A 15,857-nucleotide genomic window follows, 5' to 3' on the forward strand; every position below is an offset into this window, starting at 1 on the left:
AGAGCCATTTTGCAGGCGAATTATGAGGCTTTGGCGGGTTTCTGGCTCAAGCCTGTATCCGGACGACCTGCGGATCGACCCCGGACGCAAAGCCCGGCTTCGCCAGCGAACCGATCGCAAGAGCCCCCCTGCGGATCGCCAGCCGGACCTCGCCGTCCCGCTCCTCGTAGAGGTCGGGGTGCGCCTCGAGAAAGGCGCGAACCTCATTGTCCGGCGTCGATGGAAAGCCGCCGACGAAATGATGTCCGTTGCGCTCCGAATGCGCGACGCCGTGAAAGGCAAGGAGCGCCGTGTCCTGCTGCACGGCGAGGCCGGCCTGGCAGGTGAGGTCTTCGCCCGCGAGAAACGCATGTGCCTCGCCATTGCCGGACCACAGCGCGGCGCGGGCGCCGTTGATCAGCGACTTGTAGAGGCCCTTGCAGGCCTTGGACGAGATGCCGCGATAGCCGAGCGCGATGGCCTTCGGGAAGGTGTCGTATTCGCTCTCCGCCTCATCCACGATCACGGCGAAGCTCTTGCCGAATGCATTGAGCGGCGTACCGAAGGTCAGATCGCGCGGGAATGGTTGCTCCACATAGAGCAGCCGTTGCAGGAAATTGCCGAAACGCGGCTGGCGCAACAGGTTGTCGCCGAGCGCGCTCAGCGCCTCCGGGCTGCCATATTGCTCGTTGGCATCGAGGGTCACGCGATAATCGATGGCTTCGGCATCGAGCGTGCGCGCGATCGCGCCAAGGCGCTCAATATCGGCAGCGACATCGCCGGATAGCTTGAGCTTGAAATAGCGGCAACCGGTGCGCCGGTGAATGTCGGGAAGCTGCTCGACCGGATCGACCATCCCGACCGTGTGGCGCACCATGATGGACGACAATGGTTTGCGGGACCGGAGATAGGCCGCGATCGCTGCATCGTCGATATCAGGCGTGAGCCGGGCATCGAGCCCCGCGATGTTGTCCGCAAGCCCGCTGAAGACGTCGCGCCGATGCGCACGCAACAAGGCGTCGAGGATCGCCTTGTCGATCTCGGCCGGGCCGAAGGCTGCGGCGAGGCCCGGAATGCCTTCCCGCGCGCATTGCGCCAGCACTTCGCCGTGGCAGGCGGCATGCAGCCCGAATGCCGTGTCGAATTGCCGGTGGCCGAGATAGACCTCACGGGCGATCGCCAGCGCCCGCCGCAATTGTTCGACGGTCTGATCGGGCGTGAGCGCCGGATCCTTGTTGAACCATTTCGGCACCATCAGCTCGGCGGTCACGCCGAGGCTGCGGCCTTCGCCTTCCGTTTCGATGTCGGCAAACAGGAAGAGCTGGGGGGCGGATGTGACGGTCACCGCTCCGAACCGGAACGGGATCTTGAACGCGACGGGACGTTCGAACCACTCGATCGAGTGAACGCGCAGGAGCGGCGCCATGACGGGAAAGCCAAATTAACGCGGCGGTTAATTCGTCGGTTTTTACCGTTTGGGTCAAGACGTCACGCCCCGAGCGATGGAACTTTTGCAGCCGGTATTGCGTTGCAATGTAAGCAATCCGCAGTTGGCACCGGTGCCGCGCGAGCCGCGCAGGAGGGGGATTTCGTCTTGCAATCAAGCAAAACCGGCCCAGGACGGGACTTCCGCCCCGCCAGCTCCGTTTTGCGAGAAAAATCACGCTTCGCCACCCTGCGCGCGCGCCATAATACCGCCCGCTCCCGCGGGTGGATACGAGGGGAGAAAGGACCGTCAGCGTCACCCGACATGCCCGATAGCCTCGTAAAAACCATCGCTCCCGAAACAGCCGCCACCTCCGACTCCGACGCTCCATGGGAGGCGTCGCGATTGGCCCCTCCCCTCAGCGCCGCCGATCACCGCTCCAACGCGATCTTCCTCGACATCGACGGCACGCTCCTCGACATCGCGCCGACGCCTCTCGCGGTGACGGTATCGGACGCCTTGCGGCAAACGCTCGAAGGCCTGCATCGGAAATTCGGCGGCGCCATCGCATTCATCAGCGGCCGCCCGGTCGCGGAGATGGACCGGCTCTTCCATCCGCTGCGGCTGGCCGCAGTGGGCGGGCACGGGGCCGAAATTCGCTACGCGCCCGACAGCCCGACGAAGCGCAGCCAGCTCGCCACGCTCGACGACGACTTGCGCGCCGAATTCTCGCGCATCCGCCGCATCGGCGAGGGCGTCATCGTCGAAGACAAGGGTTATTCGCTCGCCATTCACTACCGGCTCGCACCGGAACTCGGCGGCGAAATTCTCAAGTCCGTCTCGGCGATCTGCAAGAACGAGCGCTGCGAGTCGCTTGAAGTCCTGCCGGGCAAGCTCGTCATCGAGATCAAACCCGGCGGCTACGACAAGGGTACGGGCCTGCGGGAAATGATGAGCGTGCCGCCATTCACCGGGCGGAAGCCGATTTTCATCGGCGACGATGTCACCGACGCCGCCGCTTTCGCGGTTCTGCCGGATTTCGGCGGAACCGGCTTCTCGGTCAGCGGCATCGTGCCGGGCGCGGAATTCAATTTCGACGGGCCGCAGGATGTGCGGCGCTGGCTGAGGGATCTTTGCAAGGCCATATGACAATGCAGCCGCCGAAGGATTACGGACTCGATCTCGCGATCATCGGCAACGGGCGCACGGCGGCGTTGCTGGAGCCCTCCTCGCGCATCACCTGGTGGTGCTTTCCCCGTTTCGACAGCAACCCGGTCTTCTCCCGATTGCTCGCGGGCGACGAGGAAAAGGGATTCACCGAAGTCGCGCTCGAAGGCGCGAAGGACTTCAACTCGCAATATCTGCGCAATACGCCGATCGTGGTGACGGAGATCACCGATGAATCGGGCGGCAGCATTCGCGTCACCGATTTCGCGCCGCGCTTCCAGAATCTCGATCGCATCTACCGCGCTCCCCAGCTGATCCGGATCATCGAACCGACCGCCGGGCTGCCGCGCATCACCATCCGGTTTCGCCCGACCTACAATTACGGGATCCCGGTGCAGAATCACGCGCTCGGCAGCAATCACATCCGCTATTGGGGCGGCGAGATGCAGTTGCGCCTGACCACGGACGCGCCGCTCTCCTATATCGAGCGCGAATCGACCTTCGTCCTGACGCGGCCGATCTACATGGTGTTCGGCGCCGATGAGCCGTTTCCGGCGGCGCTTGGTCCGACCTGCCGGGACTTCCTCGACCGGACGCGCGATTACTGGCTGGAATGGGTGCGGCGGCTCAATCTGTCCTACGACTGGCAGGACGCGATCATCCGCGCTGCCATTACGCTGAAGCTGTCGAACTTCGAGGAGACCGGCGGCATCATCGCGGCGCATACCACCTCGATTCCGGAATCGCCGCACTCACAGCGCAATTGGGATTACCGGTTCTGCTGGCTGCGCGACGCCTATTTCGTGGTGAAGGCGCTGAACCGCATCGGCTCCACGCGCACGATGGAAGACTTCATCTTCTTTATTCTCAACCTCGTCTCCGAAGAGGCGGAGATGATCCGACCGGTCTATTCGATTGTCTCGAGCGATCCCATGGACGAGCGCGTCGCGGAAAATCTCAAGGGCTATCGGGGCGACGGCCCGGTCCGCATCGGCAATGCCGCCGCGGAACAGGCGCAGCACGACACCTATGGCAGCGTCATCCTCGCAGCGATGCCGATGTTCTTCGATCGCCGGCTGCCGCAGATGGGCGACGAAGCCTTGTTCAAGCTGCTGGAGGTCCTGGGCCGCAAGGCCGAGCGGCTCGCACTCACGCCCGATGCCGGCATCTGGGAATATCGCGGACGCCAGCGCATCCATACGCATTCGGTCGCGATGTGCTGGGCCGGCTGCAATCGTCTCGCCGCGATTGCACAGCGGCTTGGGTTTCTCGACAGGGCCGAATACTGGAACGGCGTCGCCGACCGTCTGCATGCAGCCATGATCGAGGGTGCCTGGAACAGCAAGCGCGGCGCTTTCACCGCGGCCTTCGGGTCCGAGGATCTCGATGCCAGCGTGCTGCTGCTGCACGAACTCGGAGCGGTCGAAGCGGACGATCCGCGCTTCGTCTCGACCGTTGCCGCGATGGAACGGGAACTTCTGCGCGGCAATCATGTTATGCGCTATGCCAGCCCGGACGATTTCGGCGTGCCCGAAGGCGAATTTCTGATCTGCCGTTTCTGGTTGATCGACGCGTGGTGGTCGCTCGGACGCAAGGAAGAGGCCCGCGATCTCTTCGTCGACGCTTTGAAATACAGCAATCGATACGGGCTTCTGGCGGAGCACATCCACATGCAGAACGGACAGCTCTGGGGCAATTTTCCGCAGACCTATTCGATGGCGGGCCTGGTCCTGACCGCGATGCGTCTGTCGCGAAGCTGGGAGGACCGCTATTGGCGCGGCTAGTCGTCGTATCCAACCGCGTATCGGCGCCGAAATCCGTCACCCGGGCCGGTGGACTTGAGGTCGCGGTGATGGCCGCGCTCAAGCGCAATCCGGGCATCTGGTTTGGGTGGAGCGGACGGCTGTCGACCGGCGTGCTGGCCACCCGCACGACCGAAGGCGATCCGGTGTCGTTCGTGCTCACCGACCTGCCGAGAGAAGCCTACAACGAATTCTATTACGGCTTCGCCAATCGCGTGTTGTGGCCGATCCTGCATTACCGGCTCGACCTCGCCGAATTTTCCCGCCAGGACCTGTCCGGCTATACGCAGATCAACGAACACTTTGCCGACGAACTCGACGAATTGCTGAAACCCGACGACGTCGTCTGGGTCCATGATTATCACTTCCTGCTGCTGGCGAAGGCGCTGCGCGAGCGCGGCCACCGCAACCGGATCGGATTCTTCCTGCACACGCCGTTTCCGCCGGTCGAGATCATCACCGGACTGCCTCACCACGAGCGCGTCATCTCGGCGCTGTGCCACTACGATCTGTGCGGCTTCCAGACCGAAACGGATGCAGCCAACTTCGCGCGCTACATCGAGAGCGAGTTGCGGTATCCCGGCGATCGCAGGAATGGCTACGACACCGGGGATCGCATCGTCCGCGTTAGCCATTTCCCGGTCGGCGTCGAAACCGAAAGCTTCAACAAGATGGCGCGCCGGGCGATCAAGTCCTCGTTCGTCGGCGGCGTGCTGTCGTCGCTCTCCGGCCGTGCGATGATCATCGGCGTCGATCGCCTCGATTATTCCAAAGGCATTCAGAACCGGCTGGACGCCTTCGAGCGTTTTCTCGCCACCTACCCCGAATGGCGCGACAACGTCACCTATCTGCAGATCACGCCGAAGAGCCGATCCGAGATTCCCGAATACATGCAGATGGAAAACAGCGTGACGTCCACCGTCGGTCGGGTAAACGGCCAATATGGCGAAGCCTCCTGGACACCGATCCGTTACGTCAATCGCGCGCATACCCGCACCGCGCTCGCCGGGCTGTATCGCGCGGCGCGCGCGGCCCTCGTCACGCCGCTCCGCGACGGCATGAATCTCGTCGCGAAGGAATATGTCGCCGCGCAGGACGCCGAAGATCCGGGCGTGCTGATCCTGTCGCGCTTTGCCGGCGCCGCGATGGAATGCAAGCCGGCCTTGCTGGTCAATCCGTACGATACCGAAGCCGTCGCGAGTGCGATCCACCGCGCGCTGACGATGCCGCTCGATGAGCGGCGCGCACGGCACAATGCGCTCTATGACATCATTTCGAAGAATGACATCGACACCTGGCCTGGCCGATTCCTGTCCGTGCTCACCGGGGCGCCGACACTCGATGCTGCGGGAGCGGCCAGTGTTTCACCGCCGCGGCCGATGATGCTGTCGTCGCGGCGCGCATCCTCACAATAGCAACTGACGGAAGCAACTGACGGACGAACGATGGCGAACATGCTGCCGATAGGCCGGACGCGATGGGCCATTCCCGAAGGATACATTCCCTCCGGCAGCGTGTCGCAGGACCGCGCCCTGCTCTCGCACGAAACCGCATGCATCCTGAATGCGGGCGACCGCGCGGCCAACATCAAGCTCACTGTCTTCTTCGCAAACCGCGATCCCGTCACCTACAGGATCACGGTCCCCGCGCGCCGCACGCTGCATCTTCGCTTCAATGACCTGAAGGACCCCGAACCCATTCCGCTCGATACGGACTATGCCTCGGTGTTCGAATCCGACGTGCCGATCGTCGTGCAGCATACGCGGCTCGATTCCCGCCGCGCGGAGATCGCGCTCTTGTCGACGGTGGCCTACGGGCAGGATTAGTCACCCGCACAGGCATCCGCATATGCGGGCATGTCACCGGTCCCGCAGCCCGAGCAACCTCGCTCAACACGCGCGCCAGCTTCAATGAGACTGCAGAGCCGGCATTTCCGAGACAGCGCCGATGCGCCCGCTCCCGCGTTCGTGAGAGCGCGCAAAACCTACACCGCGGATGCAGTGACGCGCCTCGCATCGACCTCGCAAATTCTGTTGGCATCGAACTTTCGGCCCGTTGGCAGGGACGGACGACGCGCATATGGTCGCCGCCCCGAATCGATTGAGGGTGCTGATGGCTGCCGACCTTTCGCGTATTGCGCGCACCATTGCCGACGAGATTGCTGCAAAGCCGCCGCAGGTTGCCGCCGCGATCGGACTTCTCGACGAAGGCGCGACGGTTCCCTTCATCGCGCGGTATCGCAAGGAGGTCACCGGCGGCCTCGACGACACGCAGCTCCGCCAGCTCGAGGAGCGCCTTGCCTATCTGCGCGATCTCGAATCGCGGCGCGAGACCGTGCTCGAATCGATTCGTTCGCAGGGCAAGCTCACCGAGGAGCTCGAAGGGAAAATCAACGCGGTCACAACCAAGGCCGAGCTGGAAGATCTCTATCTGCCCTTCAAGCCGAAGCGCCGCACCCGCGCCGAGATCGCGCGCGAACGCGGCCTCGGTCCCCTCGCCGAGACCATTCTGTCCGATCGTAGCGTGGTGCCGCTCGAACTCGCCGCACAATTCATCACCGACGACGTGCCGGACACCAAGACCGCGCTCGACGGCGCACGCGACATCCTGGTCGAGACCTTTGCCGAGAACGCCGATCTCGTCGGCCGTCTTCGCACCTATCTCAAGGACAAGGCCTTCGTGCATGCGAGGGTCGTCGACGGCAAGCAGGAGGCCGGCGCCAAGTTCTCCGACTATTTCGACCATGCCGAACGCTGGGCGACGACACCGAGCCATCGGGCGCTCGCGATGCTGCGCGGCCGCAACGAGGACATCCTGACCGTCGATATCGAAGTCGATGCCGACAGCACCGCACAGGTGAAGCCGGTCGAGCAGATGATCGCCGACGCCTATGCGATCCGTCCGGAGGCCGGCGCCGCCGACAAATGGCTGATGGATGTCGCGCGCTGGACCTGGCGCGTGAAGCTCTCGCTCAATCTGTCGATCGATCTGATGACGGAACTGCGCGAGCGCGCCGAAGAAGAGGCGATTGCGGTCTTCGCCCGCAATCTCAAGGATCTCCTGCTCGCGGCGCCCGCCGGTTCGCGCACGACGATTGGCCTCGATCCCGGCATTCGAACCGGCGTGAAAGTCGCCGTCGTCGACAATACCGGCAAGCTGCTCGAAACCACCACGATCTATCCGTTCCAGCCGAAGAACGATGTCCGTGGCGCGCAGGCCGAACTCGGACGCCTGATCGTGCGCCACAAGGTCGAGCTGATCGCCATCGGCAACGGCACGGCGAGCCGCGAGACCGACAAGCTGGTCGCCGATCTCCTCGCCGACATGCCGGCGCCGAAGCCGATCAAGGTCGTGGTGAGCGAAGCCGGCGCGTCGGTCTATTCAGCCTCGGCGGCGGCCGCCGCCGAATTCCCGGATCTCGACGTGTCGCTGCGCGGCGCGGTGTCGATCGCGCGCCGCCTGCAGGATCCGCTGGCGGAACTGGTCAAGATCGAGCCGAAATCGATCGGTGTCGGCCAGTATCAGCACGACGTCGATCAATATCGCCTCGCGCGCGCGCTCGACGCTGTGGTGGAAGACGCGGTGAACGCGGTCGGCGTCGATCTCAACACCGCGTCGGCATCTCTCCTGGCGCGGGTGTCCGGCCTCGGCACCTCGCTCGCCGAAATGATCGTCGCGCATCGCAACCAGGTCGGCGCCTTCCGGAACCGCAAGCAATTGCTGGAAGTGTCGCGGCTTGGACCGCGCACCTTCGAACTCTGCGCCGGATTCCTGCGCATCCCGAACGGCGACGAGCCGCTCGATGCGTCGTCGGTGCATCCGGAAGCCTATGGCGTCGCCAAGAAGATCGTTGCCGCCTGCGGCCGCGATGTACGCGCGCTGATGGGCGACAGCGCCACGCTGAAGGCGCTCGATCCGCGCGTCTTCGTCGATGAACGCTTCGGCCTGCCGACGGTGCGCGACATCCTCGCGGAACTGGAAAAGCCCGGCCGCGATCCGCGTCCGAGCTTCAAGACCGCCACCTTCACCGACGGCGTCGAGGAAATCACCGATCTGAAGCCCGGCATGCTGCTGGAAGGTACCGTGACCAATGTCGCCGCCTTTGGCGCCTTCGTCGATATCGGCGTCCATCAGGACGGGCTTGTCCACGTCTCGCAGCTGGCCGACCGTTTCGTGAAGGACCCGCATGAAGTCGTGAAGGCGGGCGACGTAGTGAAGGTGCGCGTCCTCGAAGTCGACGTGAAGCGCAAGCGCATCAGCCTCACCATGCGCAAGGACGGCGCGGCGCAAGCGCAGCGCACCGGCGCAAGTAACGCCAACGAAGGCAAGGGCAAGTTCAGCGGCGCCCGTTCGTTCGGCGGCGGCGGCAATGCGCGCGCGCCCGAACGGGCGGCTCCGCAAGGGGCACTCGCCGCCGCCCTGGCCGAGGCGATGCGGCGGAAATAAGAACCGTCAGGTTGACGCTTGCGGCGCATCGAGCGCGCGCGCCAAAACGCGCGCGACATGCACCGCCTCGCGCCCCGTCCCGTCGTGGATCTGATGCCGGCATGAGGTGCCGTCAGCGACGATGATCGCGTCACCGGGCGCCTTGCGGACAGCGGGTAGCAGCGACAGCTCGCCCATCGCGAGCGAAACATCGATGGTGTCCGCGCCATAGCCGAACGCGCCGGCCATTCCGCAGCAGCTCGATTCGATGGTTTCGACCTGCAATTCGGGAACGAGCTTGAGCACGGTCTGCACCGGACCGAACGCTTCGAACGATTTCTGATGGCAATGGCCATGCACCAGCGCTCGCTCAGGTGAAGGTTTCAGCTTGAGCTCCAGGCGGCCCGCCTTGTGCTCGCGCGCGAGAAATTCCTCGAAGGTGAGCGCAAGCGTCGAGAGTCGGTTTGCAGCGCCGGTTTTCACCAGCGCCGGAATTTCGTCGCGGAAAGACAGGATGCAGCTCGGCTCGAGACCGACCACCGGAATGCCGGCATCGACAAAGGGCTGCAGCGCTTTCAGCGTGCGCTCAGCCTCCTTGCGCGCCTCATCGACAGCACCGACCGAGAGAAAAGTGCGTCCGCAACAGAGCGGGCGCTTCGCACCATCCGAAGGCGTCGCGATGTGCACCGCGTAGCCAGCCGCGCGCAGCACGGCGATCGCGTCATCGAGATTCTCGCGCTCGAAATAGCGGTTGAAGGTGTCGGCGAACAGAACGACGTGCTTGCCGGAATCGCCGCTTGCTCCGTCCTCACCTCCCCCCTTGCGGGGGAGGTCGCTCGCCAAAGGCGAGCGGGAGGGGGGTAAATTCGAAGCATCGGCGCTTGTGGCTACCCCCCTCCCCAACCCTCCCCCGCAAGGGGGGAGGGAGTCCGTCGGAGCAAGAGGCGAGGACAGAAGCTCACTTGCAACCGCATCCTCAAACACATCCCGCCGCCACTTCGGCAGACTCCGCCGTGCGGACAATCCGGCGATCTGTTCCGACAGCCACGCCGCGCCGGGCAACACATTGCGCGCATTCATCAGCCACGGCCATTTCGCCGCGTAAGGCGCGTAGCGCGGCAGCCAGCCGATCAGCCGGTCGCGCAGCGAATAGCCGAAGCGCGCGGCGCGCGCCGCCAGCACCTCGATCTTCATGCGCGCCATATCGACGCCGGTCGGACATTCGCGGCGGCACGCCTTGCAGGAGACGCACAGTTTCATCGTCTCCATCATCTCGTCGGATGTCAGCGCATCCGGGCCGAGCTGCCCGGTCACGGCAAGCCGCAGCGAATTGGCGCGTCCGCGCGTCACGTCGCGCTCGTCACGGGTGACGCGATAGCTCGGGCACATCACGCCGCCTTCGGTCTTCCGGCAGGCGCCGTTGTTGTTGCACATCTCGACCGCGCCCTGGAAACCGCCGCCTGCGCCCGGCCAGGCCGACCAGTCGAGTTTCGTCGCGATGTCCTCGCCGCGATAGCCGGGCTTGAAGCGGAAGTTGCTGCGATCGTCGAATTTTGGCGCATGCACGATCTTTCCGGGATTGAACAAACCGTTCGGATCAAAACGCGCTTTCACCTCTTCGAACGCGCGCACCAAACGCTCGCCGAACATGAATTCGTGAAACTCGGACCGCACGATGCCGTCGCCATGCTCGCCGGAATGCGAGCCCTTGTATTCGCGCACCATCGCGAAGGCGTCTTCGGCGATCGCGCGCATCGCCTTGACGTCCTTCTCGAGCCGCAGGTTCAGAACCGGGCGCACATGCAGGCAGCCGGCTCCCGCATGCGCGTACCAGGTGCCGCGCGTGCCGTGTTTCTCGAAAACGGCGGTGAGCCGCGATGTGTATTCCGCCAGATGTTCGAGCGGCACCGCGCAATCCTCGACAAAGGAAACCGGCTTACCCTCGTCCTTCATCGACATCATGATGTTGAGGCCCGAGGTTCGCACCTCGGTGATCGCCGCCTGCAGCGTTGTATCGAGGATATCGACCACGCCGCCCTGCTTGGTGCCCGCGTTGTCCCAGGCATAGCCGAGGTCGCCCATCAGTTCATGGAGTTGCTTGAGGCGGCGAAGGTTTTCGTCCTGGTCCTCCTCGCCGAACTCGACCAGGAGAATGGCGTCCGGCGCGCCGCGCACGAATTGCTGCAGTGTCGGACGGAAGATCGCGATCTCGCCGGCCAGTTCGAGCATGGTGCGATCGATCAGCTCGACGCCGATCGGCTTCAGTCGCACGATATGCTGGGCCGCATCCATCGCATCGTAGAAGCGGCCGAAATGACAGGCGCCGACCGCGCGGCGTCCGAGCAGCGGCGCGAGCTTCAGTTCGACCTGCGTGGTGAAGCCGAGCGTGCCTTCCGACCCGATCAGGATATGCGCGAGGTTGAGGTCGTTGCGGCCGGGCAGGAACGCATCGATGTTGTAGCCACCGACCCGGCGCTGGACCTTGGGAAAGCGCGCCACGATCTCGCCGGCCTCGCGGGCGCCGAGCGCAAGGAGATCGGACGCGAGGCGGCGCACCGGAGAGGACGGCGGAAATTCCGCGAGCGTCGGCGCGGCCGGCCCGAAATGCGCAGCCTGCCCATCCGCGAGGATCGCATCGACCGAGATGACATTCTCGCGCGTATTGCCATAGCGCAGCGAACGCGCGCCGCAGGAATTGTTGCCGGTCATGCCGCCGATGGTGGCGCGCGAGGCGGTGGAGATATCGACCGGAAACCACAGGCCGTGCGGTTTGAGCGCGCGGTTGAGATCGTCCAGCACGATGCCGGGCTCGACCACGCAGCGCCTGTTCTCGATGTCGAGGTCGAGGATGCGGTTGAGATATTTCGAGCAATCGACGACGAGCGCGGCATTCACCGTCTGCCCGCATTGCGAGGTGCCGCCGCCGCGGGGCAGCACCGGGACACCCTCCTCCCGGGAAATGGCGATGGCGCGGGCCGCCTCCTCCATGCTGCGCGGCGCGACCACGCCCAGCGGCATGATCTGGTAATGGGAGGCGTCGGTGGCATAGCGGCCGCGGGTGAAGCGGTCGAAGCGGACGTCGCCGCGGATTTCGGATTTCAGCCGCCGTTCCAGCCCCGGCCGCAACGTGTCAGGCAATTCGCATGTCCTCCAGGACGCCCGCGCCTCGCCCGGCCGCGGGGGGTCGATACGGCTTCCCTATCGCTTCATGCGGCGTTTGGGCTTGACCGGACTGTGGCATTCGGTGTTCATCCCGGCAAGTTCAGCGCGCTCCAGGCGGCTGTTTCGGCTTGTCGTAAGCCATTGATTTCAGGAGCTTTCCAGTAATGGCCCAGAATTCCTCACGCGCCGCCGGGCGCCATTTCCTGCAGATTCCCGGACCGACCCCGGTCCCCGATCGCATCCTGCGCGCGATCGACCGTCCGGTGATCGACCACCGCGGCCCGGAATTTTCGAAGATGGCCAAGAAGGCGCTGGAGGGGATCAAGACGATCTTCAAGACCACGAACCCGGTCATCATCTTCACCGCGACCGGCACCGGCGCCTGGGAAGCGGCCCTCACCAACACGCTGTCGCCCGGCGACAAGGTCCTGATGGTGGAAACCGGCCAGTTCGCGACCTTGTGGAAGAAGATGGCCGAGCGGCTCGGCCTCAAGCCGGAATTCATTCCGGGCGACTGGCGCTCGGGCGCCGACCCCGCCGCCATCGAAGCCCGGCTGCGCGAAGACAAGGCCCACGAGATCAAGGCGGTCTGCGTTCTGCATAACGAGACCTCGACCGGCTGCGCGAGCGACATCGCCGCGATCCGCAAGGCCATCGACGCCGCGGGCCATCCGGCGCTCTACATGGTCGACACCATCTCCTCGCTGGCCTCGACCGATTACCGGCATGACGAATGGGGCGTGGACGTCGCGGTCGGCGGCGCCCAGAAGGGACTGATGCTGCCGCCCGGCATGTCCTTCAATGCGCTCAGCGAGAAGTCGATCGCCGCGAGCAAGACTTCGAAGCTGCCGAAGTCGTTCTTCGCCTGGGACGACATGCTGAACATGAACAAGGTCGGCTTCTTCCCCTATACGCCGGCGACGCTGATGCTCGGCGGCCTCGTCGAAGGCATCGAGATGCTGCACGAGGAAGGCCTCGACAATGTGTTCGCCCGCCACGACCGGCTTGGCGAAGCCGTGCGCCGCGCGGTCAAGCATTGGGGCCTCGAAATGCTGTGCCGCGATCCGAAATATTATTCGTCGACGGTGACCGCGATCTTCCTGCCGGAAGGCCATGACGCCGATGCGTTCCGCGCGCTCGCGCTCGAGACCTTCAACATCTCCTATGGCGCGAGCTTCGGCCCCTTCGCCGGCAAGTATTTCCGCATCGGCCATCTCGGCGACACCAACGACGCCACCATCATCGGCGCGCTGGCCGCGACCGAAATGGCGCTGTCGCTTGCGGGCGTGCCGCACAAGAAGGGCGGCGTGCAGGCGGCGATGGATTATTTCATCACGGCGCATTCCGCGCCGGCGCGTGCCGCCGCGGAATAATCCGCGCCTTCAGGCAAAATCAAAATGGCCGGGCCAACGCCCGGCCATTTTTTATGGCGCGTCAGTCACCGATCATTGCGGCTGGATCTTCGCGGCCTTGGCCAGCCCGATGGTTGCATTCACGTCGTCGTGGAAGAACTTTGCAAATTCAGCCTGACTGCCGGGCATCGGCTGCACGCCGAGCGTCGCAAAGCGCGCCTGTACGGCCGGTGCCTCGATCGCCTTGGCAATTTCCTTGTGCAGCCGGTCGACAACCGCCGGCGGCGTATTCGCCGGCACATAGACACCCGTGTAGAACGGATAGACCGATTCCGGCGGCAGCCCGAGCTCGATCGTGGTCGGCGTATCCGGCAATGACGGAATGCGCTTGTGCGCCGAGACCGCGAGCGGCACGAGCTTGCCGTCCTTGATCAGCGGCAGCGTCGTCGCTGTCAGTTGCACGCTGAAATCGGAGCGGTCCGCGACCACATCCATCACCGCGTCGGCCGCGCCCTTGAACGGAACCATCTGCGCGTCGAATCCGGCAGCGGTGCGCAGGCGCTCGGCTCCGAAATGCGACGCGGAGCCGACACCGACAGACGAATAGTTCAGCGAGCCGGGCTTCGCCTTCGCCGCAGCGATCATGTCCTTGAGGGACTTGTAGCCCTTGCCGGGCGAGGTCACGACCACCAGCGGCTGTTGGCCGAGCGACGTCACCGGGATGAAATCCTTGAAGGTGTCGTAGGGCAGCCTGGAATGCAGGGCATGCGCAGTATTGAGCGCACCATAAATCAGGAGTGTGTATCCGTCGGGGGCCGATTTTGCGACGGCGTTGGCACCGATGGTGCCGCCCGCGCCCGGACGGTTTTCCACGACGATTGTCTGGCCGAGCTGCTTGCTCAACTGATCCATGACGACGCGCGCGATGATGTCGCTCGCGCTGCCGGCGCCGAGAGGAACCACTGCCATGATCGGTCTAGTGGGCCATTCCTGAGCGAAAGACGGCGTTGCAAATGAAGATGCGGCAAACACAGATAGCGCCAACGCGGCTGCAAGCGACGCACGTCGAACGAAGCGGATCATCATGTATGTGTTCCCTGGTTTTCCTCGCGATCCCGGCTTCTCGGGCCGGCGCATGGCTTGGCGCCATGTCGTTCAGCGGTGAGCGTAGCATGCCAGGCCACCCGGTCACCTCCCCCTTGCGGGGAGGTGACCGGGTTCGCGTGCTGCGCACGCGCCCCGGAATGACATCAATCAATACGTCTCGACGTGATAGCGGCCCTGCGCGCGCAGGTCGGACCGAAGCGCCGTCCAGTCGAGGCCGACGCCGCGGCAAATGTCCGCCAGAGCCTCGTCGACGCCGCTCTCCATGCCCTTCAGCCCGCAGATGTAGATGTGCGTTTTTTCATGCTTCAGAAAAACCGAGACTTCGTCCGCGGTCGCGCGCATCCGGTCCTGCACATAGGTCTTCGGCTCGCCCGGCACCCGTGAATAGGCGAAGTGCTTGCGCAACAAGCCATCCGGCACTTTCTGTAGCGGACCGAAATACGGCAATTCCTCCGGGCGTCGCGCACCGAAGAAGATCATCATCCGCCCCGGCGCATCGCGCATGGTGCGGCGCCGCCGTTCGGTGAAGCCACGGAACGGCGCGGAGCCGGTGCCGGTGCAGATCATGATGATGTTCGCAGACGGATCGTCGGGCATCAGGAAGGTCGCGCCGAACGGCCCGGTCACCTGCACGGTGTCGCCCTTCCTGAGATCGCACAGATAGTTCGAGCACACGCCGTGCGGCTCGCGCTTCACCGTGAGCGCGAGATTGTTGTGCTTGGGCCGCTCGCCGTCGCGGGAGCTCGCAACCGAATAGAGCCGGATCACATGCGGCTTGCCGCTTGCGTCAGCGCCGGGCGGAATGATGCCGATGCTCTGGCCTTCCAGAACTGGAAACGAGACATCGCCGAAATCCAGAATGATGTGACGCACGTCGTTGTCTGCATTGGCGTCGGTCAGCCGGAAATTGCCGGTGACGGTCGCCATCGCCGGGCGGCTGCGATTGTAGAGATTGATCGTCGGCTTGCTCGCGGATTTCGGCGCCACGCTCTTGCCGCCGCTGCCGGCATGCGCCTCGGCGATCAGCTTCGCCGCTTCATCGTCATCGGCTTCGCCTTCCGCCTCGCCGGACGCGATGTCCTCCTGCGCCGGCAATTCCTCCCAGCCGAACTGCTCTTCGATCGAATAGGATCGCGCCACCACCCGCCAATTGTCGATCGAGCCGGTCGGGCACGGCGAGATGCAGTCGAGGCAGAAATTGCACTTGTCCGGATCGACGACATAGTTGTTGTCGTCATGCGTGATCGCATCGACCGGACAGGTCTCTTCGCAGGTGTTGCAGCGAATGCAGATCTCGGGATCGATGAGATGCTGCTTGCGCGGGGCTGTGGCGGTGGTTGCGTCCATGGGTTTGCTCTTTGGCAATGCACGGCGCTTCTCTCCCTCCCCCGTTTACGGGGGAGGGTGGCGAGCGCAGCGAGCCGGGTGGGGGCATAC

The 15,857-nt window shown here is 64.4% G+C and carries 10 protein-coding genes; 6 read left to right on the forward strand and 4 right to left on the reverse strand.

Annotated elements, in window-relative coordinates:
- Positions 1-46 precede the first annotated feature (46 nt).
- Positions 47-1,405, reverse strand: coding sequence for a hypothetical protein (locus VN004_RS18190; protein WP_325613035.1), 1,359 nt, complete (start codon positions 1,403-1,405; stop codon positions 47-49).
- On the opposite strand from VN004_RS18190, the gene otsB reads away from it, so the two are divergent.
- The 5 genes from otsB (at position 1,382) to VN004_RS18215 (ending at position 8,820) form a co-directional block, all read left to right on the forward strand.
- Complete coding sequence (gene otsB / locus VN004_RS18195; protein ID WP_325613036.1) at positions 1,382-2,554, forward strand: trehalose-phosphatase; 1,173 nt, start codon at positions 1,382-1,384, stop codon at positions 2,552-2,554. The genes VN004_RS18190 and otsB overlap by 24 nt on opposite strands.
- Before the next feature lie 2 nt (positions 2,555-2,556).
- On the forward strand, positions 2,557-4,356 hold the full coding sequence (locus VN004_RS18200) for a glycoside hydrolase family 15 protein (RefSeq protein WP_325613039.1): 1,800 nt from the start codon (positions 2,557-2,559) through the stop codon (positions 4,354-4,356).
- A complete protein-coding gene (locus VN004_RS18205) occupies positions 4,344-5,789 on the forward strand; it encodes an alpha,alpha-trehalose-phosphate synthase (UDP-forming) (RefSeq protein ID WP_325613042.1) in 1,446 nt (481 codons plus the stop codon). The genes VN004_RS18200 and VN004_RS18205 overlap by 13 nt, the downstream gene beginning before the upstream one ends.
- 39 nt (positions 5,790-5,828) lie before the next feature.
- Positions 5,829-6,200 (forward strand): sensory rhodopsin transducer, encoded by a 372-nt coding sequence (locus VN004_RS18210; protein ID WP_325613081.1) that lies wholly within the window; start codon positions 5,829-5,831, stop codon positions 6,198-6,200.
- A gap of 286 nt (positions 6,201-6,486) precedes the next feature.
- Positions 6,487-8,820, forward strand: a complete 2,334-nt coding sequence (locus tag VN004_RS18215) for a Tex family protein (RefSeq protein ID WP_325613045.1) — start codon at positions 6,487-6,489, stop codon at positions 8,818-8,820.
- 6 nt (positions 8,821-8,826) lie between these two features.
- On the opposite strand, the gene VN004_RS18220 is transcribed toward VN004_RS18215, so the two are convergent.
- Positions 8,827-11,937 carry an FAD-binding and (Fe-S)-binding domain-containing protein gene (locus tag VN004_RS18220; protein WP_325613049.1) on the reverse strand — a complete coding sequence of 1,037 codons (3,111 nt, stop codon included), beginning with the start codon at positions 11,935-11,937 and terminating at the stop codon, positions 8,827-8,829.
- A gap of 188 nt (positions 11,938-12,125) precedes the next feature.
- Here VN004_RS18220 and VN004_RS18225 point away from each other — a divergent pair, with 188 nt between their 5' ends.
- Complete coding sequence (locus tag VN004_RS18225; protein ID WP_325613050.1) at positions 12,126-13,334, forward strand: pyridoxal-phosphate-dependent aminotransferase family protein; 1,209 nt, start codon at positions 12,126-12,128, stop codon at positions 13,332-13,334.
- Positions 13,335-13,406: 72 nt separating this feature from the next.
- Here the strand turns inward: VN004_RS18225 and VN004_RS18230 are convergent, their stop codons facing one another.
- The gene (locus VN004_RS18230) at positions 13,407-14,282 is read right to left on the reverse strand and encodes a Bug family tripartite tricarboxylate transporter substrate binding protein (protein WP_325613052.1); all 876 of its coding nucleotides are present in this window, start codon (positions 14,280-14,282) and stop codon (positions 13,407-13,409) included.
- A 285-nt stretch (positions 14,283-14,567) separates the two neighbouring features.
- A complete protein-coding gene (gene boxA, locus VN004_RS18235; protein ID WP_325613054.1) occupies positions 14,568-15,767 on the reverse strand; it encodes a benzoyl-CoA 2,3-epoxidase subunit BoxA in 1,200 nt (399 codons plus the stop codon).
- Between the last annotated feature and the right edge of the window lie 90 nt (positions 15,768-15,857).

The sequence above is a fragment of the Pseudorhodoplanes sp. genome (assembly GCF_035565855.1).
In the GTDB taxonomy this organism is placed as follows: domain Bacteria; phylum Pseudomonadota; class Alphaproteobacteria; order Rhizobiales; family Xanthobacteraceae; genus Pseudorhodoplanes.